The following is a 26079-nucleotide window of genomic DNA, read 5'->3' on the forward strand; positions in this document are numbered from 1 at the left end:
TATTTGAGGCGGAGCCCAAATGTAAACGAGGAGAGACCAATATGAAAGTACTTGTTATCTGGCGTTTGCTCACAGTTGGAGGGGTAAATGCCGGATGGAGAAACCGCGCGATCTATTTTAAAAAATATGGAATTCAGACAGAATTTCTGTACACGACAGATCACGGTGGGCTACACATTATGCAGGATATAGCTCCTGTTTACTTAACTAAAAACGAACAGGAGATTATTAAAATAATTAAGAAAAACGCCTATGACGCAATCATTGTTGTAGACACAGGTGCTGCCTATAAATGGATTCGTAAAGCAAAGTATATGGGCCCCATAATTGTGGAAGCTCGTACACCAGAACTTATGAAGTTAAAACCTCACTTAAAATCCTTTAAAGGAATTGAACCGGTATCCATCGTTGTTCCTTCACAGTATCAAAAACGGTTAGTGTCCATACTGACTGATTTCATCCCCATCAATGTGATTTACAATGGTGTGGATCCTTCTTTTTTCCGCCCTTTATCTACTGAAGAAATTGATTTCGAGAGTACCCCGATACTACCAAAAAACAAAAAGATTATCGGGTGGATTGGCAGGTTGGACAAACGTAAAAACTGGCCAATGTTGCTTGAGGTTGCAAAAAGGATTAAAAGTGAGCGCGATGATATTGAAATTTGGGTTATTGGAGGAGCACAAAGCGTTCAACGTGAAGAATTTGAAGCCAAATGGCAAGAGGAACAGCTCACAGATATCATCAAATGGTTTCCAATCATTCCCTACCAACAAATGCCGCATGTCTATGCGAAAATTCGTCAATCAGGAGGATGCACTCTCGCTACCACAAAATCAGAATCATTTGGCAATACCTTTATAGAATCGATGGCTTGCGGTGTACCTGTTGTTGCTTCAAATATGATGCCAGTCACAGAATTGGTTGTAAAAGCGAAAACTGGACTGCTCTTTCGTGGACAAAATGTCGAAGACGCGGTTAAGCAACTATACGGTATCTTAGATCAACCAGATTCTTCCTATCATGATATGTCGGAAGCAGCCATAGTTCACATTCAAAATAAATTTGCAATTAATGTGGTGGCTGATCAGTATATTCATTTGTTACAAAATATTTGCGATATGGAAAATGGAGCGAATGAGGAGGGGAATGACACATGATAATGCCCACTGTTTATCAAAAGAAACTGGAAGGGAAATCGAACGCACATCTCATTACATTTAGTGATGGAAAAGATTATGTGGTGAAGTATTTTCAACCAGGCTTTGAAAAAACTTTACCAAATGAATGGGTCGCCTACTGTTTAGCCCGTTACCTCGGACTCCCTATTCCATATGCCCGATTGGTGGAAATTCCACAAGAATTTTCTTCCCAAGTTCCGGAACTGGCGCAGATGAGTCATACCAACTTTCAATTTGCCTCATCGTACGTACCCAATTGTATTGATGGTCACCAAGCTTTCCATGTTTCCAATATTAACAACCACCAGTCGCTAGCCAGTATTATTTTATTTGATTACTGGTTGTGTAATGGCGATCGAACCCGTAAAAACATTCTCCTACATGAAGAAAATCTGAATTCCTACCAATTGTGGGCCATTGACCATGCAGAAGTGTTCGGATCTTACAATTGGCTTCTACCTGATTTAGGAAGGCTTCCAGTTGGGATTCTGAAAAGTGCAACTCACCAAATAATGGCACTATTTATCGAAGACGAGAAACAATTTACCGAGCAACTGGAACTAATTCAGACGATGCCTATTCTATTAATCGAAGAAATTGTTGCTCTTATACCTGACGACTGGGGTGTATCAATGGAGGAAAAAAAGGGAATGGTTACTACGCTGCTGAGCCGCCGCAAAAACATTCTTCCAAAGCTCGTGCAGAAATTCATCCTAAATATATATCGACCATTACACCAAGACCGTGGATAATTACAATGTTTATTGAGTAACAGTCTTTAAATTTGGCACGAAACAAACAAGGGATTGAGCATTATGTACGATTAAATATTTTCTAGGAAGGAATCAAAAGAATTATTTTCGTTATTGAAACCGTTTTATTAGCAAAAAGACTAGCCTTAAGGCTAGTTCTCTTTACTTTGTTCTAAGAAAAGTAGTTTGACAGGGAATTTTATTCAAAGAAAAAGAAACGCTCTCGATAAGATAAGGATTTGTTTCCTAGTAGAAACAAATAGAAGGTTAGGGGAATTAATATTTAGAGTATTAGAAGATAAAAAGAGACTTAAATTGTAAACTTGCTTTTGTATATAATACATTTAAGTGTTTCGAGTGTGATGTAAAAGAAAAGATGATCAAAACTTTTTTCCTAGTTGATGTATGAGCCCACATAGGGTTCTTATCTATGTTTTGTTTCCCAATCAAAATTAATTTCTTTATCATCCCAAGGAATTCTTTTTTCATCTGGTTGGGAAGCGTTATACGACTTTGTCGTACAATACAGAACAGTTGCTGGCTTTTCGCCAAGCACGCGGTAACCGTGAGCCACACCTTTGGGTATGAGTAAAATACTAGGATTATTTTCGCCCATATAATAAACATTTGTTTCACCCTTGGTAGCAGAGTGTTCTCTCAAGTCATGTAAAACTACTTGAGCATTACCTGATGATATAAACCAAAGGTCATCTTGCTCTTCATGGTAGTGAAATGCTTTGATGACGCCTGGATAAGATGTTGTCCATGAAAGTTGACCAAAATGAGATAAAAGATGGTCATCATCTCTTACCACTTCTGCAAAAAATCCTCTATCATCACAATGCTTAATTAATTTTTTTGATATAACGCCTTCAATGGCCATTTTTTTCATCATCTTCCTTTTTTAAGTATTCATGTAATCCTTCTTTCCAATTTCGCAAAAAGATCCCATTGGAATTCAACTTTTTTTGACTTAAAATAGAATACATAGGTCTGGGTGTTTTAAGACCGTATTCTTCCGTAGAAACTGGGATGACCACTGTTTGTGAGTTTAAGAAGGTTACAATTTCGGTTGCAAATTCAAACCAGCTGCAACTTCCAGAGTTTGTGACATGATAAATGCCATGCGGTCTTGTTAGTAGTTTATTAATTGCTATTCCAAGATCTTTAGTGTAAGTAGGACAACCGTATTGGTCATGAACAACACGGATTTCTTGTGAATTACCCGCCAACTTTTTTATGGTATTGACGAAATTTTTCCCCTCATGTCCGTATAACCATGACGATCTAATGATTGTGGTACTATCATTAGCAGTTAGTGCTAATTCTTCGCCTAGTAGTTTGCTTTTTCCATAAATTGTTTGGGGGTCAGGATAATCCTCTTCTATATAAGGTTCAATTTTTTCACCATCAAATACATAGTCAGTACTAATATGAAAAAACTTCACTTTATTTTCCTTTGCTTCACAGGCTAGATAATAAGGTCCAATTCCATTAATTAAATAAGCTTGATCTATATCCGTTTCGCAAAGGTCAACTTGTGTAAAGGCTGCAGTATTAATAAGATAATCCGGCTGGATTTTCTCAATCATTTCTTTTATTTTCGTACGATTAGTAATATCTAATTGTTGTTTAGTATATGGAAATACCACATAACCTTCCTCTTTAAATAACTGAATGAGTTCTTTTCCTAATTGGCCGCCTGCACCTGTAATGACAATCTTCATATGGAAGTACCTTTAAATTTGTTCATGTGCCAACGAACTGTTTTTTCTAACGATTGATCAAAGTAAGAGGTTTGTTTCCAGCTTAACTCGTTTTGTAACTTAGAAGAATCAATGGCATATCTTCGGTCATGACCTTTTCTGTCTTCAACAAATTCAATCAAGTGGTCAGGCTTCCCCATTATTCCTAAAATTTGTTTTACGACATCGATATTTTTCCTTTCATTTCCGCCACCAATATTATAAACTTCACCCCAATTTCCATTTTCAAGAATAAGAGAAATTGCTTTACAATGATCTTCTACAAACAGCCAATCTCTTATCTGTAGACCATCCCCATAAACGGGGATTTTAAGGTTGTGAAGCGCCCTATTTACAATGGTTGGAATGAATTTTTCTATGTTTTGGAAAGGACCGAAATTATTACTGCATCTTGTCGTAATCAAAGGTAATTTAAATGTTTCATAGTATGATCGTACTAATAAATCTGAGCTTGCTTTCGTAGCCGAATAGGGATTGTTAGGTGAAAGAGGGGATTCTTCTGTGAATGGTTGTTGAGTCGAGCTTAAAGTACCATATACTTCGTCTGTTGAAATATGAATCATTTTTTTAGCATTGCCTTTGAGTAATCGTTGTAATAAATGATAAGTACCGACAATATTCGTTTGTATGAACTTATCTGCATTTTTAATACTGTTATCAACATGGGACTCCGCGGCAAAATGAACAATAGCTTCATATTTTTGATCCATCACAGCTTCGATATCTTTCTCATCTACAATGCTTCCTTTAATAAAGCGTAACCTAGAATCAGATGTTAGGGTACGTATTTCTTCAGGATGACTTGCATACGTAAGAGAATCTATAACGGTTATATTGTATAAAGTATTCTTTAGCAAGTAATGAACAAAGTTGAGACCGATGAAACCAGCCCCACCTGTAACTAGAAGATTCATAATTGCCTCCTTTCATTAAATAGCTGTTAATTTTCTATTAATCTTACAAGGTATTTCCCATATTCATTTTTCTCTAATGGTTTAGCTAAGTCCAGAAGTTGTTGTGATGAAATAAATCCTTTTCGAAAGGCTATTTCTTCTATACAAGCAATTTGAACGTTTTGCCGACTTTGAATGGTTTGGATAAATAAAGAAGCGTCAAGTAGTGATTCATGAGTACCGGTATCTAACCAGCTAAATCCTCTACCCAATAACTCAACATTCAACTGGTTTTTCTTGAGGTAACATTCATTCACCGAAGTAATTTCATATTCTCCACGAGAAGATTTCTTAATACTCTTTGCAATATCAATAACGTTATTATCATAAAAATAAAGGCCTGTAATTGCATAATGAGATTTAGGAGTTACAGGTTTTTCTTCCAAAGATATCACTTTCCGATTTTCATCAAATTCTACAACACCAAATCGTTCAGGATCTTTAACATGATAGCCGAATATAGTCGCACCATTATTTCGAGTAACGACTTCTTCTAGTGTTTTAGTGAAATTATGTCCATAAAAAATATTGTCTCCTAATATTAAAGATACAGAGTCCTTTCCTATAAAATCCTCTCCTACAATAAAAGCCTGTGCGATACCATCCGGTTTTTCCTGTGATATATAACTTATTTTGATTCCTAATTGTGATCCATCCCCTAATAAATTTTTAAAACGAGGTGTATCAAGAGGGGTAGAAATGATTAAGATATCTTTAATTCCAGCAAGCATTAGTACGGACAATGGATAATAAATCAAGGGTTTATCATAAACAGGTAATAACTGTTTTGAGACAACTTTCGTTAACGGGTATAATCTAGTGCCATATCCACCAGCTAATATGATTCCTTTCATTATTAAATGCACCTCCTCGAACAGAGATTTAAAAAACAAAATGAATGTAAATATTATCAGTTGCTGAACTTCACTGAAAAATTAATCCTTTTCATCATATGCACCAAGAATGTGATTGGATTCAGTGCAAATGAAGTGCGATTTTTTAAAAATGTATATAGATTTCTTATGAGTTCGAGGTTTAATGACATAAAAAGGCTACAAAGCTAAGTTGAAAACGTGCTTTGTAGCCTTTTATTCTTTTCTTTTGGTTTGCTGAGATAAAAGTAAATCGGGTTTCTATTGATAAAATAATCAGTAAGTGTAAGTATCCTTTAACCCTGTCTATTAGAATAATAACAGGCTGATATGTTATCAATTAAATGAGTTTTCATTGTCCATTCCATAAAACTATTTTGAAATTGTCTTGGGCTTAATTTTTTTCACTGGAACCCATTTAGTTTATAACTATATGTTAAGCTTTATTAACCTACATTCTAATCTAACTCTTTTTTTAACTGTGCAGGTACCCCTGCATAAAGGGTCTTCGCAGGAACATCATTCTTTACAAATGCTCCGCCTCCTATAACCGACCAAGCCCCAATATTGATTTTTTCACGGATAGAGGAACCAATGCCAATGTATGCTCCTTCACCAATTGAAACATTACCTCCAATATTAACTCCAGGACCTATCGTGACATAGTCGGAGATGATATTATCATGGCTAATGTTTGAACTCCTATTAATGATAACAAAATTCCCCACCTGAACATTTGTGGTTATAATGGTTCCTTCACAAATAATCGATCCAACTCCAAGTGTGCTCCTCTTTGATATGAAAACAGAAGGGTGCACTATTGTGTCAGCAATCTCAAAACCTGCATTTTTGGTTTTGGTGACAAACCGCTTTTTTAGAGATGGGTCTCCTACACCAGCACAAACAATTTTAACCTTGTTCCGAAGAGAATAAATATCATGAAGATCGCCCAATACCGGTACATCATCTATTATTATCCCCTTCATTTCCGATCTTTCATCAAGAAATCCTATAACCTCATAACTTGAATTTTCACTCAGATGATTAACCTCACGTGCATGCCCTCCGCATCCCCAGATGACGATTTTCTTCATGGTTCCAATCCTTTGGCAAGTACTTGCGTTATTTGCACAATATCACTTTGTTTCATTTCTTCCCATAGAGGTAAACTCAATATGCGTCCTGAAATATTATTGGAAACAGGCATTAATGTCCGGTTGAATGATGTAAAATAATTTTGTTGATGACAAGTAGGGGAAAAATAGGTTCGTGCTTCTATTTGATTGTCAGCCAGCAATTTCACATAATCTAGATTACTTTGATTTTTAGGACAGAGAACAGGCATAAATTGATGGGCAATTTCCCCTTCTGTTTTTTGGAGTTGCCACTCATTTTTTAACACAGGGGTTTGTTGGAATTGCTCTAGGTACCATTGATAAATTTGTTGTCTCTGTCGACTTTTTTCAGGAAAGGCATCCAGAGTTGCAAGAGCAATGGCTGCGCTATATTCTGATAGTTTGCTATTAAGACCTTGTGATATAGTTTCCCTATTAGTCGAGAACCCAAAATTTCCTGCTTGGCGAATTTGACTTATTAAGTCTTTGTCAGCGCTATATATTAAGCCGCCTTCACCAATACCAAATGATTTAGTAGCATGAAAGCTGAACACGATAGGGCCGGAGAAATTATTACCAAATGCTCCACTACGCCCTGATGTTCCAAAACTAGGGGCAGCATCAAAAACCACCGGTATCCCCGACTCATGGATTTGCTTATAAAAGGATAGGTCTAAGTCTGTTCCAAAGGTTGCGTAGGGAACAATGACCGCCACTTTATCTCCTAATTTTGTTAATGCATCTTTTACAAGTTCCTCATTCATACACCAATCGTCTTTGTTCACATCTACAAAATAAGGTTCTAAACCACACCACATAGCCGCTAAAGGGGTGGCTGAAAAAGTAAAGCTAGGCATTAGTGCAAACTGCCCTTTAGGCCGTTTACTCTGATTAATAGCTAACATCAGTCCACTGGTAGCATTGTTGACCGTGAGCACCGCTCCGTTTCCTTCATAGTATTCGGTTAGGACTCTTTTTTCAAAAAGAGTATTCAATGGTCCGTAATTGCTGTACCATCTGGATTTTTCAATCTGGGATAAATAATTGGCATATGTGTCTTGTGTCACCAAGTTGGGTCGTAAAAACGGAATTTTAAGGATACTTTTCATCTCCGTTTCAATTAATCTATAAATTTAACTTCTTTCTTACATAATTGCCGCTAATTATTCGATTATCTATCCGAAAATATATTTAAATTCCGAATCATGGCTGGTTTTTTCTATAAAGTAGGATTGTTGGAAAGACAGAACTGTATAATGTTATGACGCTGATACTGCTGAGCGATTTAATTAGATCTGAGCTTTTTTTTTAAAAACCTCTCTTGAACTCTTGAATTAAAAATTAAGTCTAGTCATTCATGATACGATTTATGATTGATGGAGATTTTTTGCAATTTTAACCACAATAGTTCTTTGGTGTACCTTCCATTAATATTCCTTGTAAATAAATTTTATGGCTATAAATTGGCGATTAATAGGAATCCTATAATTTTCAAATTTCTTTATTCAAAAATGATGAACAATGACATCCGTTTAGCTATATAAGAGATATCAGCTATAGTGTCAAGTTATGGTAAAAAGCAGGGTGGTTTTAATCGGACTAAAGTACATATACCAAGGCTGAGTTTTCATTATATTTCTGAGGAATTGAAAGATGATTTTTAGCATAAGATTACATTGCGGATTAAGAGAAAATCGGACTAGAAGTAGAAATATGTCAGAAAAACATATTTGTTACATTCTCAGTGGAGATAACTTTTAGGTTTATTGAGTAACCCGATAGTTTATAAAAATTTCCGGTCTAAGGATCATTGTAGTTTTATGGCTCATGTAGAGAAAAAGCAAAGTAAAACAAAGATTGCTTTGCAACAAAAAAGGTATTTTGCTATTGGTCTGAAAATGCCAGAATCAAGAAGTAATGTATTCGTGATGATCTGTATCCATTAGAATTTAGGAATAGAAAAAAATGATCATTACTAAACTACCTCAGGAACAGTTATTAAAAATTATACTCTGCATAAATGTGGATAAAAGGTGATAAAGAAAACGTATGTCAAAATGATCGCGCATGAGGAAATCGACAGGTACTTATCATGCTAGATAATTATAAGACTTAGGTGATTTTCGTTAAAAGCGGGAGAAATAAAGGTTATCGGAAAACCAAAAATGACCGAATAAGGGGGCATTTTTTCTCCCCTTGAAAACATTATATCTAGGAGAGCCAGCATAATACACATATTGCTTTCTTCTGGATAAAAAGGTGGTAATTACGACATGCAAGATGAATTAGCCTCAATCGAAAGAACATTAAAAGAAAGCCTGATTAACGATATACATGATGTGGACTCCTTGTTGCAACTTGGTGAGATATACTATACCAGTGGTCGACAACAGTTATCCAAAATCTGCTTTTCAAAGATTCTTGATATTTCCAATGATATATATGTAAAAGAAAAGTCGAGAACACTGTTATTTAAATCCGAACATGATATTCAAACTAATCAAAACAAGGTTCAACCTGTTCCTGATTTCTTAGATTTACTTATCAAAGAGCTACTCGAGCATTCAATGAATGACTATTACTATAATATCGATATGGAACTTTTTGAGCTTATGGCTGTACCAGTTTCTATTGATCGGATAGTTGTTAACACACAAAACGAGAAAAAGGAAATTCTTAAACACATACAAGGAATTATTGAACTGTTTTACCATCTTGAAGATCAAGCCTCACGGAATTTGTTGATGAAAGTTTTGGCATTTAGATTACTGGGCAATAAGAAAGTAAAGCTACCTCTAAATACTAATGAATATTGGTCTCAAAGGCAATCCCTTCAAAATCTTATTCACGCGAATGAGACTATTAAGACCAAATATCACGGATGGAACCTTTCCCTTTTTGATTTGAGAACAGTAGGATATGACCTCCAGCTATTCTGCATTTCTATTGGACTGAGCGCTACTTTTATGGATCGGCAATATGAGTACGATAAGATTGCACCTGCTATTAAAGCAAGGAAAGCTGATATTGTTATCGATGCAGGTGGGTGTTTTGGGGACACCGCACTTTACTTCGCTCATGAAGTTGGTGAAAATGGGCATGTTTATACAATAGAATTCATACCAAGTAATTTAGAGATTATGACTAAAAATCTAGGCCTGAATGAAAATCTTAAACAGCGCATTACTATTGTTGAGCGACCGCTTTGGAATGTATCAAATGAAAAACTTTATTACATGGATCAGGGAGCTGCGAGTTCTGTTTCATTCACCAAGACGGACGATTTCAATGAAGAAACATTAACGATTTCTATTGATGATTTGGTCAAAGAAAGAAATATTCCTAAAATTGATTTCATTAAGATGGATATAGAGAGCGCTGAAATGAATGCGCTGAAAGGGGCTACTCAGACTATCCAAACTTTTCGTCCTAAACTTGCCATTGCAATCTATCATCAAGTTAATGATTTTGCCAATGTTGTAAACTTCATTGCAGAATTAGATTTAGAATACAAGTTCTATTTAGGTCACTATACGATATATGCCCAAGAAACGATTCTTTTTGCAGTCCCGGAGTAAGAAATGGAAGGAGTTAAATTGAATTGGATATGAAAAATGGTGCTTTGTCTGACATGACACGTCGCCTTGCGGTAATCGATACCACTTTTCCATGGAAACAAAGTGGTTTTCGCTATTGGGAAAATATTGAAATTTTCAAACAGAGACCGGATACTCTTTTTTTTGCAACGGACTTAAATATGGATGAATTTCCTACACCAGTTTATAAGTTTGAGTTTTTTGAAATAATTGCAAAAAAAGAAGGGATTACTGATATATATTGTGTTTTTTTAAATCTTGTTTTAAGTTTGCAAGGTGCCTGTTATCTCTCTGATGGTACCTATATGCCTGGATCAAATCCAAGATTTAATATAAGTCCATTTATAAAAGAGAATGATATTAACATCCACACAACATTGTATCCTGGTGGTGGCCTGGATCCTTCCACTTCTGATCAATTTCTTCGTATGGCTGACCAAAATTGTAAAACGGTATTTACGAACATTGATGAAGTATTAAATGTTATCCCAACTAGCATTTATTTTCCGGTAGTAATCAATACGGATTTCTACTCTTATGTTCCAAAGTCTAAATCTAAACGAATACAATTAACTTTTTCTGCTCATCGTGCTGAACGTAAAGGTTTTCCATTATTGGCACAAGTATTTAATCAACTTGATGAACATTTTCATCTAAATATTATAGGTGATTGGCAGAATGACCTCCATTTACTAACGAATAAAAATTATACTTTTTTTGGTCTACTAAATCCTGAAAGAATAAAGATTCTTTATGAGCAATCCCATGTATTCATTTACTGTGGTACTCAAGATCAGTTTGCTCTGGATGGGTTTCCAACAACAGCAGCAGTTGATGCGATGGCAACTGGATGTGTTTTAGTTTCCACCAATCCTCGTAATGACCAATTTATACTTGAAAGCGGCGTAGACTATCTTGAGGTGGTAGCAGATGTGAACTCAATAACAGACACTTTGATCTGGATCAAGAAAAACTTCCAGCAAGCTATGGAGATTGGGATAAAAGGTGCAACTAAAATCAAAAATAATTTTGATTCTAAAGTTATTGTGAAATCAAAATTATCGCACATTTTCGGCAACAATCAATAATTAAATAAATTATACAGAATAGGAGCATATAAGTTAGGAGAAACGTTTTCTTGATATAGATGATACTGTCGAAAAATGGGGGTCTAAAGTGGATCATCATCTTGAAAAGAGACTCATATTCAAAACGTTCATCAAATCTACAAATTTTATCTGTAACTTTTCTCTTTACAAGTAAACACATCATTTTGTTGGTGGACAACTCACATAATTACTCACCGGACTAGCCTTCAATATTTTTTATTCCCTATAGAGCAACGTAGTCATTGATTGTAACCAATTTTATCGTTATTTAAAAATGAAATTGATCGCCAGTAGCGATATCTAGAACTTGATTACCATTTACCAAAACCTAAATTCTTTTCATTTATTAAACCTCTTGTGTCCCAATTGTTTCAGAACATGAAAAAAAGGGATTTGTTGCAAAATTCAGCTTTAAATCAACAGTTATTCAAGGGAAATATGAATCTGACATTACATTGGAAATGGTATCTGCGCTATAACCAAGTATTCTCATTTTGATAGATAATGGAGGGATTTAGCTTATCAAATGGCTCCAGCATAATTTATAATGGGGATGATATGATGATGGAGTATGACGTCATCTTTTAGCCATCCAATGATACCTGAGAGTCAGATGAAATGTAAATCAATTTAAGAGCTATTGGATGAGATTGTATCACGTTATAGATTCCTAAGAAAACACTATTGATTTTCCCCTTAGAAACAACAAGATAAAAGGCAGCAATGTTCTTCTTCAAGAAAACATTGCGGTCTTTCTATGTTTCTAGGCCTCGTGTCATACTTCACTATCTCCACTGTTCTATTTTAGTAGAAGATCATGTTGTCTTTATTAGCTGGGTAACAAAGGCTGGATAAAGTGTGACTTAGTCTAGTGAATTTTAAGGATATGCTCAGGGATTTTAAAATGGTTCTGTATTTTTAACAATTGGGCGAATTTTATCCAAGCCAATAAACTCCATATTCATAGAATAATGTATGTTTTGTGAAAAGGAGGATACAAAATTGGGTATGGATAAAAGAGATAAAAAATGTAAAGATTGCGGCCATAGCAAATGCAAATGCAATCAAAAAAAATGTAAAGATTGCGGCCATAGCAAATGCAAGTGCGATCATAAAAAATGTAAGGATTGCGGACATAGTAAATGTAAATGTGACAATAATAAATGTTCGGATTGTGGACATAGTCCATGCAAATGCGAATCTAAACAAGAACAAAAGGTAGAGCAAAACGTTAAAGTGAACGTAAACGTACCTTCTCATTGTAATCATGGACCTCGAGGGAATCAAGGACCTCAAGGGAATCAAGGACCTCAAGGTAATCCAGGATCACAAGGAGCTCAAGGCCCACAAGGGTCTACGGGTGCCCGAGGAGCCCAAGGCCCACAAGGGTCTACGGGTACCCAAGGAGCCCAAGGCCCACAAGGTTTTACGGGTGCCCAAGGAGCCCAAGGCCCACAAGGATCTACTGGTACCCAAGGAGCCCAAGGTCCACAAGGTACTCAAGGACCTTCTGGAGGACTTCAAGGTACACAAGGAGCCCAAGGTCCACAAGGTACTCAAGGACCTTCTGGAGGGGATCAAGGCCCACAAGGATCTACGGGTGCTCAAGGCGATCAAGGCCCACAAGGTTCTACTGGTGCTCAAGGAGACCAAGGCCCACAAGGATCTACGGGTGTTCAAGGCAATCAAGGCCCACAAGGCTCTACGGGTGCTCAAGGGGACCAAGGCCCACAAGGATCTACGGGTGTTCAAGGCAATCAAGGCCCACAAGGATCTACGGGTGCTCAAGGCGATCAAGGCCCACAAGGTTCTACTGGTGTTCAAGGAGACCAAGGCCCACAAGGTGCTACGGGTGCTCAAGGAGACCAAGGCCCACAAGGTGCTACTGGTGTTCAAGGAGACCAAGGCCCACAAGGTGCTACTGGTGCTCAAGGAGACCAAGGCCCACAAGGATTTACGGGTGCTCAAGGCGATCAAGGCCCACAAGGATCTACGGGTACTCAAGGCGATCAAGGCCCACAAGGATCTACGGGTGCTCAAGGCGATCAAGGCCCACAAGGATCTACGGGTACTCAAGGCGATCAAGGCCCACAAGGATCTACGGGTGCTCAAGGCGATCAAGGCCCACAAGGATCTACGGGTGCTCAAGGGGACCAAGGCCCACAAGGATCTACGGGCGCTCAAGGGGACCAAGGTCCACAAGGATCTACGGGTGCTCAAGGAGACCAAGGCCCACAAGGTGCTACGGGTGTTCAAGGAGACCAAGGCCCACAAGGTGCTACGGGTGCTCAAGGAGACCAAGGCCCACAAGGTGCTACTGGTGTTCAAGGAGACCAAGGCCCACAAGGTGCTACGGGTGCTCAAGGAGACCAAGGCCCACAAGGTGCTACTGGTGCTCAAGGAGACCAAGGCCCACAAGGTGCTACGGGTGCTCAAGGAGACCAAGGCCCACAAGGTGCTACGGGTGCTCAAGGAGACCAAGGCCCACAAGGTGCTACTGGTGCTCAAGGAGACCAAGGCCCACAAGGTGCTACTGGTGCTCAAGGAGACCAAGGCCCACAAGGTACTATTGGTGCTCAAGGAGACCAAGGCCCACAAGGTGCTACGGGTGCTCAAGGAGACCAAGGCCCACAAGGTGCTACGGGTGCTCAAGGAGACCAAGGCCCACAAGGATCTACTGGTGCTCAAGGCGTTCAAGGCCCACAAGGCGCCACTGGTGCTCAAGGAGACCAAGGCCCACAAGGATCTACTGGTGCTCAAGGCGTTCAAGGCCCACAAGGAGCCACTGGTGCTCAAGGAGATCAAGGCCCACAAGGTGCTACGGGTACTCAAGGAGACCAAGGCCCACAAGGTGCTACTGGTGCTCAAGGAGACCAAGGCCCACAAGGATCTACGGGTGCTCAAGGAGACCAAGGCCCACAAGGTACTATTGGTGCTCAAGGAGACCAAGGCCCACAAGGTGCTACTGGTGCTCAAGGAGACCAAGGCCCACAAGGAAATACTGGTGCTCAAGGAGACCAAGGCCCACAAGGTGCTACGGGTGCTCAAGGCGTTCAAGGCCCACAAGGAGCCACTGGAACTCAAGGAGACCAAGGCCCACAAGGTGCTACGGGTGCTCAAGGCGTTCAAGGCCCACAAGGAGCCACTGGTACTCAAGGCGTTCAAGGTCCACAAGGCGCCACTGGGAGTGGTGCAATTATTCCTTTCGCTTCCGGTACCCCAGTAACATTGACTAGTGTTCTAGGTGGATTACTTGATACTGGAGGTCTTATTGGGTTCGGAAGTTCTTTTGAAGGTGTTACTATTGGTGGAGGAACAATTACACTAAGTCCTGGTATTGGGGGCGTGCTTGACTTCGCATTTGTAGCACCTCGTGCTGGAACTGTATCATCAATATCTGCATTCTTTAGTACGACAGTGGCAGTAACTATAGGTACACCAGTTACTATTAGAGCAGAAATATATACGGCACCTGCAGCTAGCAATACTTTTTCTCCATCAGGCGCCTTTGTACTATTAACACCAGCTTTAGGACCTATAATTTCCATTGGAAATACAGCTAGTGGTACTGCTGCAACTGCACTAGGGGTTACTGCAGGGGAAAAATTATTACTGGTTTTCTCTATAGATACTGCAGTTTCGGTTCTCACTGCGGTTGAAGGTTTTGCAAGCGCGGGTATAACGATTAATTAACATTTTGTTAGTATTTTCTAATTCAAGACATCAGTTGCAGTTTAACAAAAACCGATTAGAAATTGCCCCATAACAATTTATTTGAAAACGGGAAGGATAATAATCTTCCCGTTTTTTTTTGTCTATTCAGTTTAAAATTAACAATTTATCAGTAAGAATCTCCCTCTCCAAAAATCATTAATACAGTTCATCGTATAGTTTGATAAAAAGGGGAATGGGAAGATATTTATGAAAAAATTCTGTTCCAGTTGGTAGTGATGTTGCATGTTCAGTGCAGGTTCCTTTATTTGGTATTGGTGTTACCGGGAACCTTGCTGGTCCTTTATTGTTACCGACAGACCCATCGAGCACAGGTGGGGCACAGGTATTTGTAAACGGAGTGCCTGTGGGTCCAGTCTTTACTTCACTTGCTGGTGCTCCAATAGTTGGTACTGTAACAGCCCTAATATCTGCTGCAGGTACAGTGGAAATACAGGTTGTAGGCATTGGTACAAGAGCTACTTCCGGTCGCCACATTAGTAGTTGAAACTTTGTTGTAATTTATACCAGAGAACCCTTTAATAAGTGTGGGATTTTCAATATATATCCAGCTTTTAAACATGAACGAAATCAAAGGCGTAATACTTATATTGTTACGCCTTTGGCATCATTCAATTTCAATACAAGAGAAAGAAGACTGCAAAGCATTTTTAATAGGAAGCTTTGTGGTCTTTTCATGTTTCTAAATACTGACATGAAAATCGGTAATAAAATTTCGACTTAGTAATTGAAGACGAACACAGAAAAAACGGAATATCCAATGAAGGTAAACCGATACATTATATACTGTACCAAAAGGTGAGAAAGATAGAGATTAAGCAATTTACAGTGATTTACTCCCCTTATGATGAACTAATTAGCCCGTAATTAGTGATAGAAACAAGCATTTATTCGCTTTTTTACATATTGTCGAACAAACATCTTTATCTCTGACGATTACCAAACGTTCGATGTCTTGTCCTTTTGTGTATACATAAGATTAACAAATTTGCTCGAAAGCAAGCTAATTTCTTCTTTATTAGAATTCGTTTTATTTTACGAGATAATTAAAAGGCTCTCTCAAGTTCAGAATCAAGGTAAAGATAACCGGCATCTATTAAAAATGTTATCCATACATTGTTATAATAGGAATAATTTTTAAAAAATACCAAAGGACAATCCAAGGTGAACAATTAAGATTCCCTTAATAACTAATATCCTTAATCCCTTTTTTAAAAAGAAATTAAGTCTTTGTATATGAACAACTGGCGCACATAGCTAGATTTTTAGTCCAAGGTTGTTAATATCATTTCAATCTGCTTGATATCTTCTACAAATTCATGATAATCCTTTACTCGCTCACGATAAGAGTGAAGAGCAGTTTTGAATAAATCGTTCGTATCAAGAAATCCATCTTCTCGTGAGGCAACTATAATATCTAACCATTGACTAAATGTTTTTAGACCTAGTATGTTGTTATTTTGATTCGGATGTCTTCGAAAATAACTAAGAGCTTCCGGAATATACACAGCTTTTCCTTTTGATAATAATGACAACCAGGCAGCTAGATCATTGATAAGAGAATACTGTTTCCCTTTGTATACTCCATAAAGTTCGGTAAGATCTTTTTTTCTAAATAACACTGTTGTCGGTTCACCGATGACATTGAGACAACGGGTTAATGCAACGTTCCCCAACATCTTTCCATCTAAAATTCTTGTTTCTTCATATAGCCTAGCCGTTGCACCGATAGGGGGGAGAAACTGACCTGATTCATCGATGGTTTGTCGATAAGAAGTAACAAGTGAAATATTTTCGAATTCATTAAAAAAATAGATCATTTTTGCGATTTTTTCTTTTTGAAAAACGTCATCATCCATCAAGTAATTGATATATTCCCCTGATGCTAGATCAAAGCATTTGTGCCAATTTTCAAGAAATAAATTCCGTTCGTTTTTATGATACTTGATCTGGGGAAATGAATGTAAATAAGGAACAAGCATATCTTGTACTCGATCATCTGAACTATCATCACAGATGATGATTTCTATATTCGGGTAGGTTTGTTCTAATACACTATCGATGGCTATTTTTAGAGTATGTGGTCGGTTATACGCAGGTATGACTATACTTACTAATGGAAGTACCACGGGATACTCCTCCTTCCTAAATAGTAACATTCCCTCCGATATGGACACTGGGGCAACTGTCACAAAATCTACAATTCGATTATCGCGGCTCTCCTAAATGATTTCGTTTAACAATGAACATAGAAGGATGTACTAACTAACGTACCTGCAAACTGAAAACTAAACTTCTTTGTTTTTTCAACTAGACGTTACTTTAGGAATGGATCCTTTGTGCTGGAATATACAATTTTTACCTGTTTTTAGTAGCGAAGAGATATTAGTAAATCACCTAAAATAGGAGCATCATCTACGATTAAGCCCTTTTAATTCAAGTCGTTCATCCAGAAATTCTGTCCCTTGAATTCCGATTTGCTCACAAAGTTAAAGAACTTTACGACCACAACACCAAATCACCATCGTCTTTCTGAAGGAACCATCCTTCAAACGAACATCTTTGTTTGTGATTTATTTCCATATAGATAAACTTAAGATTCGACTGGATATATTCTCCGGAACTAGCCAAGGCGTATAAGGATACCTATAAAAATGGATGCTGATAATAAGGAGGAGAAAAATAAGTCCGTGATTGGATGTTTTAACTCGTAAGCGAATGAATGATGTCATCGTTTTGTGGACCTTCTGGACCAAATAGGCATCCCGTAGATAAGGCAATTTTCCTTTCAGCTTTTTGAACTGTCCAGTCATTACCTAGAAATCTTTTTGATATAATTGTTTGAGGTACCAAGTATAAATTTGAAGTATCCTACAACCACTGGTACACCAGATTCGTGGATCTGTCGATAGAAGTCGAGGGTCATATATGTACCAAAGGTAGCATATGGAATAAACGTGTCCACTTGATCGCCCAGTATTAGCTACTCACTAAAGGCTCTTCTCATCCATACACGAGTTTTCCGAACGAGTATCTACAAAAAATGACTCTATTCCACACCATATCGTAGCCAGGAGTAGGGTTGTAAAAAATGTGAAATTCGGCATCGAGACATAGCTATTTCCCCCTTGAACGCTTACTTTGGGAAATAACTAATAATAAGCCGGCTCATAGGTTATCCAATACTCGTTGTTCACAGGTTATTGAGGGTGCCGAAAGTACTGTAAAATCGAGATAATTTTATTTCGGACAAATACGTGATCAACGACTCCTTGCTTCATCTAAAATATATTGCTATCGCTTTGGTAATAGACTTCAACTGATGAAAAATTAAATTGATCTTCCCTGAAAATGAATACTCTCTCTGCCACCGTTTCAAAAATAGCTCATGACCAAGCAGTGATTGTGACCATAGACGTCGTTTTTTGCTTGGTGGCTCTAAGATGGAGAGGGGCATATGCATTCTTTTTGAACATCAGCCTCCGTTGATATTGTAATGTTACTGATTCGTTCAAAATGAACGTCTGGGTTTGTCTTTGAGTTGCATGGAGTAATATTTTCTAATATTTCCTATATATATAATCGATGTAAAAAAATTTATATGATGAAGAGAATGAGTAATGGTTATAAAAACTTACTCATGAATCAATACGAATCTATAGTTTGTGTTGGATATTCTGAAAGGGGGATGGATATGTCATCGGATCATACTCCACTATTGACAACTCACCTATTTATTTCAAAGAAAAATTCATGGGATGGATTGGAAGATATGTTAATGAGACTGGCTGAAAGTGGAATCACAGTGAAGTTGTATGGACCTGATGATGCATTATTGGATATAAATCCTAAAAATCCTCGTGTATATGTTTCATTGGGAACGGAGTGGGAAGAATTTAGATCACTGAATGCGTTACCTGTTCACGAGAGAAAACGTTGGTTACATTACAATTCTTCAACAGAAATTCAACCATTCAATTTATTTTTCTGCTGGCTCAAACGGACCGATCCTCTCCCTGAAAGTAAAGCGCTACCTTCGACTCGTTTTTCTTCAGATACTCCTTTAGTGTCCGTGTTCACAGCTAGCTACAAGTCCAAAGACAAAATTCAGCGACCTTATCGCTCTCTATTGAATCAGACTTACTCTAATTGGGAATGGGTTATTGTAGACGACTCCGGTGATGAGGATGAGACATACAACCAAGATTTACTCCCTCTAGACGATCCCCGTGTGAGGAGGTATCGCCAAGATTCCCGCAATGGCTACATAGGGGCAATCAAACGGTATGCAGCAGGTCTATGTACAGGGGAAATTTTAGTGGAAGTAGATCATGATGATGACCTAACTCCAAATTGCCTGAAGAAAATCGTCGATGCATTTCAACAACACCCTGAATGTGGCTTTGCTTATGGGGATTGTGCAGAGGTGCACGTAGGGAGCCACCATGCTCATTGGTATGGTTGGGATTGTGGTTTTGGATTTAGTATTCATTATCGAGTCTGGGTACATGAAATGAATCGATGGCAAAATGTGCAAAGGCACACTACCATCAATGGGAATACAATCCGCCATTTGGTTGGTTTACCTAATCATCCTCGTGCGTGGGCGAGGGATTTTTACCATCTAATTGGAGGCCACCGCGAAGAACTATTGGTTGCAGACGATTACGATATGCTAGTTCGGACGTTTCTTAGTACGAAGTATGTATCTATTCCCGATTTACTCTATATCCAATATCGAAATGAAAATGGAGATAACTCTACTTTTCAGAGAAATAAGCAGATTCAAATCCTCGTAAAAGAACTAAACAGTTATTATTCCCAGAGAATCTACACAAGATTGGAAGAACTGAATTTACCCGAGAGTGTGCCATATAGTCGTATATGGGAGACAACTACAGATAATCCAGCACGAAAAACTGCTCATATCATTAATGAAGAATTATCTAGAGTTTCCATACTATTTCCTATTCCTCACTCCTGTCCTACAAATGAGCACACCCAATTATTTAAAACTCTTCAAAAGGGCATAGATACCAATTTTAATGAAATCGAGGTTGTTATTGTTGGTCGTATTCCTGCTGGAATCGAAAGCTTTGCGTCAAGGGCGCCCATGGGAGCCATCCGCTGGTGGCCAATGGAGGAGAATGATTCAATAGAAACGTGTATCCAATATGCCAAGTTTTGCTCTTCATGTTCTGAGAAAGTAGTAGTGTTGCCTTAACCTCTGCAAGGATGATAAGAGTTGCTGCTATAGGAGCTAGTTAACAAAAAATGCCCAAACTATGACTATTTCAACTTGAATCTTACTTTTATTATCACGCCTGATGACAAGTAAATTAAAAACGGGGAGGGTTAATAAACCTTCCCGTTTTTTTGTCTTCTCAATTATTAGATTAAGAATTTATCAGTAAAAACCTCCCCTTCAAAACCATAAAACAGTCAATCATATATTTTGATACAAAGGGGAAGGGAAAGGTGTTTATGAAAAAACCCCCTCATTAATTATTCGTCACAATTTTTAATATAATTTTAAAAAATAATCAATTTTTTTCACACTCAAGTTATTCGCTCCGTTTCTCATCTCAATAACACACCCCATAACTGAAGGTATGGATCACATGTTGAATAAATTTTTTGCCTAGATCCTTGGTTATTTTCTGACTCTTTTACAAGAGCTAGGCGATACCATATATGGGCTAGTTGAATTCTTTGTTTACTTTATATAAAATTCCTAATATTCAAGAAGCATCTTGGAGTGGTACATCATAATTAAATCATCACAAGTGATTCTTGATTCTTTTTCTTTTATTAAATCTCTAGAACACTCCCCTATGTCTTTTCATGCACAAATTTCATCCTCAATCCATCCTTTTTGTAGTTTAGAATTTTCGATTTCCTTAATAATCCCCTTTTCTCGTTGGTTAAAGACGACGGGGGTGTAACCATAGAGGAAAAAAAGATAATCGTTACTACGATATTGAACTGGCATCGCCCATACACCAAACCTTGGAAACTCCATCTAGCCCCATACTTAATAGTGTAATGGATCTTAATTTGGCACTAACTAACAGGTTGCGAAGCTCGGGATTCTTTCATATATAGCCGACTATAGCCGACTAAACCATGTTAAATAAAAGTGAGATTAAATGCACTACTTACTAGTCCAGAAGTTGTCCTTTTGCATAAAAAAGACTATGGGATGCCAAAATTTTACAATCGATAACTTTAAAGGGAAAATATGGCGGCAACATCCAAAAGGCAGTGAAATATCACATAGTGGAACAAACTTATGGGCCTAAGCGAGTTCGTTCAAATTCCCTACATATATATCAGGTGTTCACCACTTCCAAATTTAATTTTATATTCATAGGATACAGTAATGTCTGATAGAAAGGAGGATAAAATTGGGTAAGGATAAAAAAGATAAAAAATGTAAAGATTGCGGACATAGTAAATGTTTGGATTGTGGACATAGTCAATGCAAATGCGAATCTAAAAAAGAACAAAAGGTAGAGCAAAACGTTGAAGTGAATGTAAGCGTACCTGCTAATGGTACTCAGGGTACTCAAGGCTCTAAAGGGGCTCAAGGCCCTCAGGGATCTCAAGGAGTTCAAGGCCCTCAAGGAGTTCAAGGCTCTCAGGGGCCACAAGGAGTTCAAGGCCCTCAGGGATCTCAAGGAGTTCAAGGCCCTCAGGGATCTCAAGGAGTTCAAGGCTCTCAGGGGCCACAAGGAGATCAAGGCCCTCAGGGATCTCAAGGAGTTCAAGGCCCTCAAGGAGTTCAAGGCTCTCAGGGGCCACAAGGAGTTCAAGGCCCTCAGGGATCTCAAGGAGTTCAAGGCCCTCAGGGATCTCAAGGAGTTCAAGGCTCTCAGGGGCCACAAGGAGATCAAGGCCCTCAGGGATCTCAAGGAGTTCAAGGCCCTCAAGGAGTTCAAGGCTCTCAGGGGCCACAAGGAGTTCAAGGCCCTCAGGGATCTCAAGGAGTTCAAGGCCCTCAGGGATCTCAAGGAGTTCAAGGCCCTCAAGGAGTTCAAGGCTCTCAGGGGCCACAAGGAGTTCAAGGCTCTCAGGGGCCACAAGGAGTTCAAGGCCCTCAAGGAGTTCAAGGCTCTCAGGGGCCACAAGGTGTTCAAGGGGACCAAGGACTACAAGGTGCTACTGGTGCTCAAGGAGACCAAGGCCCACAAGGTGCTAGTGGTGTTCAAGGGGACCAAGGACCACAAGGTGCTACTGGTGCTCAAGGAGACCAAGGCCCACAAGGTGCTAGTGGTGTTCAAGGGGACCAAGGACCACAAGGTGCTACTGGTGCTCAAGGAGACCAAGGCCCACAAGGTGCTAGTGGTGTTCAAGGGGACCAAGGACCACAAGGTGCTACTGGTGCTCAAGGAGACCAAGGACCACAAGGTGCTAGTGGTGCTCAAGGGGACCAAGGACCACAAGGTGCTACTGGTGCTCAAGGAGACCAAGGACCACAAGGTGCTAGTGGTGCTCAAGGGGACCAAGGACCACAAGGCGTTCAAGGCCCACAAGGCGTTCAAGGCCCTCAAGGTGCTCAAGGACCACAGGGCGTTCAAGGCCCTCAAGGTGCTCAAGGCCCGCAGGGCGTTCAAGGACCACAAGGGGATCAAGGCCCGCAAGGCGTTCAAGGCCTGCAAGGTGCTCAAGGGCCACAAGGTGCTCAAGGCCCTCAAGGCGTTCAAGGACCACAAGGTGCTCAAGGCCCGCAAGGTGCTCAAGGACCGCAGGGCGTTCAAGGGCCACAAGGTGCTCAAGGCCCACAAGGGGATCAAGGCCCGCAAGGCGTTCAAGGCCCACAAGGTGTTCAAGGCCCGCAAGGTGTTCAAGGACCGCAAGGTGCTCAAGGACCGCAGGGCGTTCAAGGACCACAAGGCGTTCAAGGTGCTCAAGGACCACAAGGCCCACAAGGCGTTCAAGGCCCACAAGGCGTTCAAGGCCCTCAAGGTGCTCAAGGACCGCAGGGCGTTCAAGGACCACAAGGGGGTCAAGGCCCGCAGGGCGTTCAAGGCCCGCAAGGTGCTCAAGGGCCACAAGGTGTTCAAGGCCCGCAGGGCGATCAAGGGCCACAAGGTACTCAAGGCCCACAAGGTACTCAAGGCCCACAAGGTGCTCAAGGCCCACAAGGCCCGCAAGGCCCGCAGGGCGTTCAAGGCCCACAAGGGGATCAAGGTCCGCAAGGTACTCAAGGGCCACAAGGTGCTCAAGGCCCTCAAGGCGTTCAAGGCCCACAAGGTGCTCAAGGCCCGCAAGGTGCTCAAGGCCCTCAAGGGCCACAAGGTGCTCAAGGGCCACAAGGTGCTCAAGGCCCGCAAGGCGTTCAAGGCCCGCAAGGTGCTCAAGGCCCACAAGGTGCTCAAGGCCCGCAAGGTGCTCAAGGCCCGCAAGGCGTTCAAGGACCACAAGGCGTTCAAGGCCCTCAAGGTACTCAAGGGGACCAAGGACCACAAGGTGCTCAAGGTGCTACTGGTGCTCAAGGAGACCAAGGCCCACAAGGTGCTAGTGGTGCTCAAGGGGACCAAGGCCCACAAGGAGTTCAAGGCCCTCAAGGTACTCAAGGTACTCAAGGTACTCAAGGTACTCAAGGGGACCAAGGCGTTCAAGGCCCACAAGGTGCTCAAGGACCACAGGGCGTTCAAGGCCCTCAAGGTGCTCAAGGCCCTCAAGGTGCTCAAGGCCCACAGGGCGTTCAAGGCCCTCAAGGTACTCAAGGGGACCAAGGACCACAAGGTGCTCAAGGTGCTACTGGTGCTCAAGGAGACCAAGGCCCACAAGGTGCTAGTGGTGCTCAAGGGGACCAAGGCCCACAAGGCGTTCAAGGCCCTCAAGGTACTCAAGGTACTCAAGGTACTCAAGGGGACCAAGGACCACAAGGTGCTAGTGGTGCTCAAGGGGACCAAGGCGTTCAAGGCCCACAAGGTGCTCAAGGACCACAGGGCGTTCAAGGCCCTCAAGGTGCTCAAGGCCCTCAAGGTGCTCAAGGACCACAGGGCGTTCAAGGCCCACAAGGTGCTCAAGGCCCTCAAGGTGCTCAAGGACCACAGGGCGTTCAAGGCCCACAAGGTGCTCAAGGACCGCAGGGCGTTCAAGGCCCACAAGGTGCTCAAGGCACACAAGGTGCTCAAGGCCCGCAGGGCGTTCAAGGCCCACAAGGGGATCAAGGCTCGCAAGGCGTTCAAGGCCCTCAAGGTGCTCAAGGGCCACAAGGTGCTCAAGGCCCGCAAGGCATTCAAGGCCCGCAAGGCGTTCAAGGCCCGCAAGGTGTTCAAGGCCCGCAGGGCGCTCAAGGGCCACAAGGTGCTCAAGGCCCTCAAGGCCCGCAAGGTGCTCAAGGTCCACAAGGTCCACAAGGTGGAGTATTAGCCTTTGCAGATTTTTTTGCATTGATGCCTCCTGATAATGCAGCAACAGTTGCTGCCGGTACAGACGTAAGTTTTCCGCAAGATGGACCTACTAGTGGTTCTGCTATTTCCCGTACTGGTCCTAGTACATTTAACTTATTAGAAATTGGCTTTTATCAGGTCCTGTTTCAGGTGAGTGTGACCGAAGCGGGCCAACTGATTCTAACTCTCAATGGCGCTGACCTAGCCTATACGGTGGTCGGGCGAGCAACCGGTACTACTCAGATAGTAGGAATGGCTCTTGTGCAAACGACAGTGATCAACTCAATACTCACTGTACGAAATCCTGCTGGCAATACCCCGGCGCTTACCATCACTCCTTTGGCTGGAGGAGCAAGGCCTGTTTCAGCACACCTTGTTATCACGCGACTCGGATAGACGGAAAAATAATTAATATGACATTCTGTATCAAACCTGTTGGCTGGTTTGGTAGTAGCATTTAGCCCAATTAAAAACAAGGTACTCTCAATTTTAAAAATTAAACCTGTGATTAAAATGATAAAAGATATGGATTAGTCTGATTGCTATTTTTAAGAATCCTCAATTTTTTTTTGTTGAAATAATGGGTGCTTCGTACTATAAAAAGGTCAAGCAGATATTTAAAATGTACCCTTTGTAAAGGACATTAAAAAAAGGTTAGGCCACATTAAGAAGATGATTTCTGTTTATTCTACAGGGGGCATCTTTTTTTAATTCCATTGGTATCTAAACTAGTTATAATACGTCATATAACTTCTTATTTTCATTTTATGTACATTTATAGTATTACAAGGTTTAATATAGGCTTCATCTTTGAAATGACCAAAAAAGGAATCTATTAGAGTGTTATCCAACAGTTCCTCTTTTTTACATTTATTGCACGATTCCTAGTTTTTTTACGTGTTTCTGAAATGTGGAACTAGTATAGTGTACTCCTTGATCAGAGTGAATATAGGCCCCTTCCGCAAACTTTACTCGTTTATTCTTCATTAAATTTACTAATGTATCTGTAGCTAAATCTAATGTCATTCGACTAGACACATTATAGGCAAGTATTTCATTCGTTGAACTATCTTTAATCGTGGATAAATAAGCCTTCTGTCCATTGTCATAATATAAATATGTAATATCAGTAAGTAATACTTTTCCTGGAATTGCTTGTTTAAACTCTCGGTTTAATAAGTTCGGCAGAACGGTGTGTGTTCTTGAGTAGCTTTCAACGTCTTCTGATTAGGGTTGGTTCTTCTAATTGGACAAACAATCTTGTATTCATTATCAACAACATTCCTGACAGCTGGAGTTTTTCAAAGAAGGAAAAAAGGAAGACCTTACTAGGCTGCTGAACCGCCAAAAAGCTCACACAGAAGTTTATCCAAATACGTATAGACCATTACACCAAATCCATGGATAACTCAATTGCATAAAAAGTGTAATGGATTTTTTAATTTGGCACTTAAGTAACCAACAGATTGCAAGGCTCGGCCACGGCTATTTTGGGATTCTTTCATGTATAGCTGGTAGACCCCGTTAAATAAAAATGAGCTTACTAGGGCTAATAACTAGGCCGGAAGTTGTCCTTTTGCATATAAAGGATTAATGAAT

General features: G+C 40.1%; 16 protein-coding genes and 3 pseudogenes. 10 read left to right on the forward strand and 9 right to left on the reverse strand.

What is annotated here, in order from left to right; genetic code table 11:
* The first annotated feature begins 41 nt into the window (after positions 1 to 41).
* On the forward strand, positions 42 to 1160 hold the full coding sequence (locus JFU24_RS29165; RefSeq protein WP_201184364.1) for a glycosyltransferase family 4 protein: 1119 nt from the start codon (positions 42 to 44) through the stop codon (positions 1158 to 1160).
* Positions 1157 to 1933, forward strand: coding sequence for a HipA family kinase (locus JFU24_RS29170; RefSeq protein WP_201184361.1), 777 nt, complete (start codon positions 1157 to 1159; stop codon positions 1931 to 1933). Before JFU24_RS29165 ends, JFU24_RS29170 begins: the two co-directional genes overlap by 4 nt.
* 424 nt (positions 1934 to 2357) lie before the next feature.
* Here JFU24_RS29170 and JFU24_RS29175 read toward each other — a convergent pair whose 3' ends face one another.
* The 6 genes from JFU24_RS29175 to JFU24_RS29200 all read right to left on the reverse strand — a co-directional run bounded on the left by JFU24_RS29175 (position 2358) and on the right by JFU24_RS29200 (position 7739).
* Positions 2358 to 2816, reverse strand: a complete 459-nt coding sequence (locus JFU24_RS29175; RefSeq protein WP_201184549.1) for a dTDP-4-dehydrorhamnose 3,5-epimerase family protein — start codon at positions 2814 to 2816, stop codon at positions 2358 to 2360.
* Positions 2806 to 3660 carry a dTDP-4-dehydrorhamnose reductase gene (rfbD, locus tag JFU24_RS29180; RefSeq protein WP_201251016.1) on the reverse strand — a complete coding sequence of 285 codons (855 nt, stop codon included), beginning with the start codon at positions 3658 to 3660 and terminating at the stop codon, positions 2806 to 2808. Before rfbD ends, JFU24_RS29175 begins: the two co-directional genes overlap by 11 nt.
* Positions 3657 to 4613 (reverse strand): dTDP-glucose 4,6-dehydratase, encoded by a 957-nt coding sequence (rfbB, locus tag JFU24_RS29185; protein WP_201225722.1) that lies wholly within the window; start codon positions 4611 to 4613, stop codon positions 3657 to 3659. The genes rfbD and rfbB overlap by 4 nt, the downstream gene beginning before the upstream one ends.
* Before the next feature lie 26 nt (positions 4614 to 4639).
* Positions 4640 to 5506: a glucose-1-phosphate thymidylyltransferase RfbA gene (gene rfbA / locus JFU24_RS29190; protein ID WP_201184353.1), complete on the reverse strand. Its 867-nt coding sequence runs from the start codon at positions 5504 to 5506 to the stop codon at positions 4640 to 4642.
* A 476-nt stretch (positions 5507 to 5982) separates the two neighbouring features.
* On the reverse strand, positions 5983 to 6618 hold the full coding sequence (locus JFU24_RS29195; protein WP_201251017.1) for an acetyltransferase: 636 nt from the start codon (positions 6616 to 6618) through the stop codon (positions 5983 to 5985).
* A complete protein-coding gene (locus JFU24_RS29200) occupies positions 6615 to 7739 on the reverse strand; it encodes an aminotransferase class I/II-fold pyridoxal phosphate-dependent enzyme (RefSeq protein ID WP_201251067.1) in 1125 nt (374 codons plus the stop codon). The genes JFU24_RS29195 and JFU24_RS29200 overlap by 4 nt, the downstream gene beginning before the upstream one ends.
* A 1173-nt stretch (positions 7740 to 8912) precedes the next feature.
* Here JFU24_RS29200 and JFU24_RS29205 point away from each other — a divergent pair.
* The 5 genes and pseudogenes from JFU24_RS29205 to JFU24_RS29225 all read left to right on the forward strand — a co-directional run bounded on the left by JFU24_RS29205 (position 8913) and on the right by JFU24_RS29225 (position 15563).
* Positions 8913 to 10217 carry an FkbM family methyltransferase gene (locus JFU24_RS29205; protein WP_201184347.1) on the forward strand — a complete coding sequence of 435 codons (1305 nt, stop codon included), beginning with the start codon at positions 8913 to 8915 and terminating at the stop codon, positions 10215 to 10217.
* 29 nt (positions 10218 to 10246) lie between these two features.
* Positions 10247 to 11323 carry a glycosyltransferase gene (locus tag JFU24_RS29215; protein ID WP_242485523.1) on the forward strand — a complete coding sequence of 359 codons (1077 nt, stop codon included), beginning with the start codon at positions 10247 to 10249 and terminating at the stop codon, positions 11321 to 11323.
* Positions 11324 to 11976: 653 nt separating this feature from the next.
* Positions 11977 to 12124 (forward strand): annotated as a pseudogene (locus JFU24_RS31435) (IS6 family transposase); the annotation flags it as partial.
* 456 nt (positions 12125 to 12580) lie between these two features.
* A complete protein-coding gene (locus JFU24_RS29220) occupies positions 12581 to 15037 on the forward strand; it encodes an exosporium glycoprotein BclB-related protein (RefSeq protein WP_446728311.1) in 2457 nt (818 codons plus the stop codon).
* A gap of 271 nt (positions 15038 to 15308) precedes the next feature.
* A complete protein-coding gene (locus JFU24_RS29225) occupies positions 15309 to 15563 on the forward strand; it encodes a hypothetical protein (protein ID WP_201251019.1) in 255 nt (84 codons plus the stop codon).
* Between the two features lie 778 nt (positions 15564 to 16341).
* Here the strand turns inward: JFU24_RS29225 and JFU24_RS29230 are convergent.
* Positions 16342 to 17205 carry a glycosyltransferase family 2 protein gene (locus JFU24_RS29230; RefSeq protein ID WP_201225713.1) on the reverse strand — a complete coding sequence of 288 codons (864 nt, stop codon included), beginning with the start codon at positions 17203 to 17205 and terminating at the stop codon, positions 16342 to 16344.
* Positions 17206 to 18770: 1565 nt separating this feature from the next.
* Between JFU24_RS29230 and JFU24_RS29235 the strand changes: the two genes are divergently transcribed.
* Positions 18771 to 20300, forward strand: a complete 1530-nt coding sequence (locus tag JFU24_RS29235) for a glycosyltransferase (protein ID WP_201251020.1) — start codon at positions 18771 to 18773, stop codon at positions 20298 to 20300.
* Between the two features lie 618 nt (positions 20301 to 20918).
* On the opposite strand, the gene JFU24_RS29810 is transcribed toward JFU24_RS29235, so the two are convergent.
* The gene (locus JFU24_RS29810) at positions 20919 to 21098 is read right to left on the reverse strand and encodes a hypothetical protein (RefSeq protein ID WP_201225708.1); all 180 of its coding nucleotides are present in this window, start codon (positions 21096 to 21098) and stop codon (positions 20919 to 20921) included.
* Positions 21099 to 21702: 604 nt separating this feature from the next.
* Here JFU24_RS29810 and JFU24_RS29240 point away from each other — a divergent pair.
* Positions 21703 to 24450 (forward strand): annotated as a pseudogene (locus JFU24_RS29240) (collagen-like protein); the annotation flags it as partial.
* Positions 24451 to 24741: 291 nt separating this feature from the next.
* Entirely contained in the window at positions 24742 to 24876 is a 135-nt protein-coding gene (locus tag JFU24_RS31085; RefSeq protein WP_342214760.1) for a hypothetical protein, read from the forward strand.
* 311 nt (positions 24877 to 25187) lie between these two features.
* Here the strand turns inward: JFU24_RS31085 and JFU24_RS30515 are convergent.
* Positions 25188 to 25748, reverse strand: a pseudogene (locus JFU24_RS30515) (IS3 family transposase); the annotation flags it as partial.
* Between the last annotated feature and the right edge of the window lie 331 nt (positions 25749 to 26079).

Origin of the sequence: Peribacillus sp. TH27 (assembly GCF_016650915.1) — a bacterium.
GTDB lineage: Bacteria > Bacillota > Bacilli > Bacillales > DSM-1321 > Peribacillus > Peribacillus butanolivorans.

Coding starts and splice junctions, on each gene's coding strand:
- JFU24_RS29165 (WP_201184364.1), top strand. CDS start 42: ATGAAAGTACTTGTTATCTGGCGTTTGCTCACAGTTGGAGGGGTAAAT.
- JFU24_RS29170 (WP_201184361.1), top strand. CDS start 1,157: ATGATAATGCCCACTGTTTATCAAAAGAAACTGGAAGGGAAATCGAAC.
- JFU24_RS29175 (WP_201184549.1), bottom strand. CDS start 2,816: ATGGCCATTGAAGGCGTTATATCAAAAAAATTAATTAAGCATTGTGAT.
- rfbD (WP_201251016.1), bottom strand. CDS start 3,660: ATGAAGATTGTCATTACAGGTGCAGGCGGCCAATTAGGAAAAGAACTC.
- rfbB (WP_201225722.1), bottom strand. CDS start 4,613: ATGAATCTTCTAGTTACAGGTGGGGCTGGTTTCATCGGTCTCAACTTT.
- rfbA (WP_201184353.1), bottom strand. CDS start 5,506: ATGAAAGGAATCATATTAGCTGGTGGATATGGCACTAGATTATACCCG.
- JFU24_RS29195 (WP_201251017.1), bottom strand. CDS start 6,618: ATGAAGAAAATCGTCATCTGGGGATGCGGAGGGCATGCACGTGAGGTT.
- JFU24_RS29205 (WP_201184347.1), top strand. CDS start 8,913: ATGCAAGATGAATTAGCCTCAATCGAAAGAACATTAAAAGAAAGCCTG.
- JFU24_RS29215 (WP_242485523.1), top strand. CDS start 10,247: ATGAAAAATGGTGCTTTGTCTGACATGACACGTCGCCTTGCGGTAATC.
- JFU24_RS29235 (WP_201251020.1), top strand. CDS start 18,771: ATGTCATCGGATCATACTCCACTATTGACAACTCACCTATTTATTTCA.
- JFU24_RS29810 (WP_201225708.1), bottom strand. CDS start 21,098: ATGGAGTTTCCAAGGTTTGGTGTATGGGCGATGCCAGTTCAATATCGT.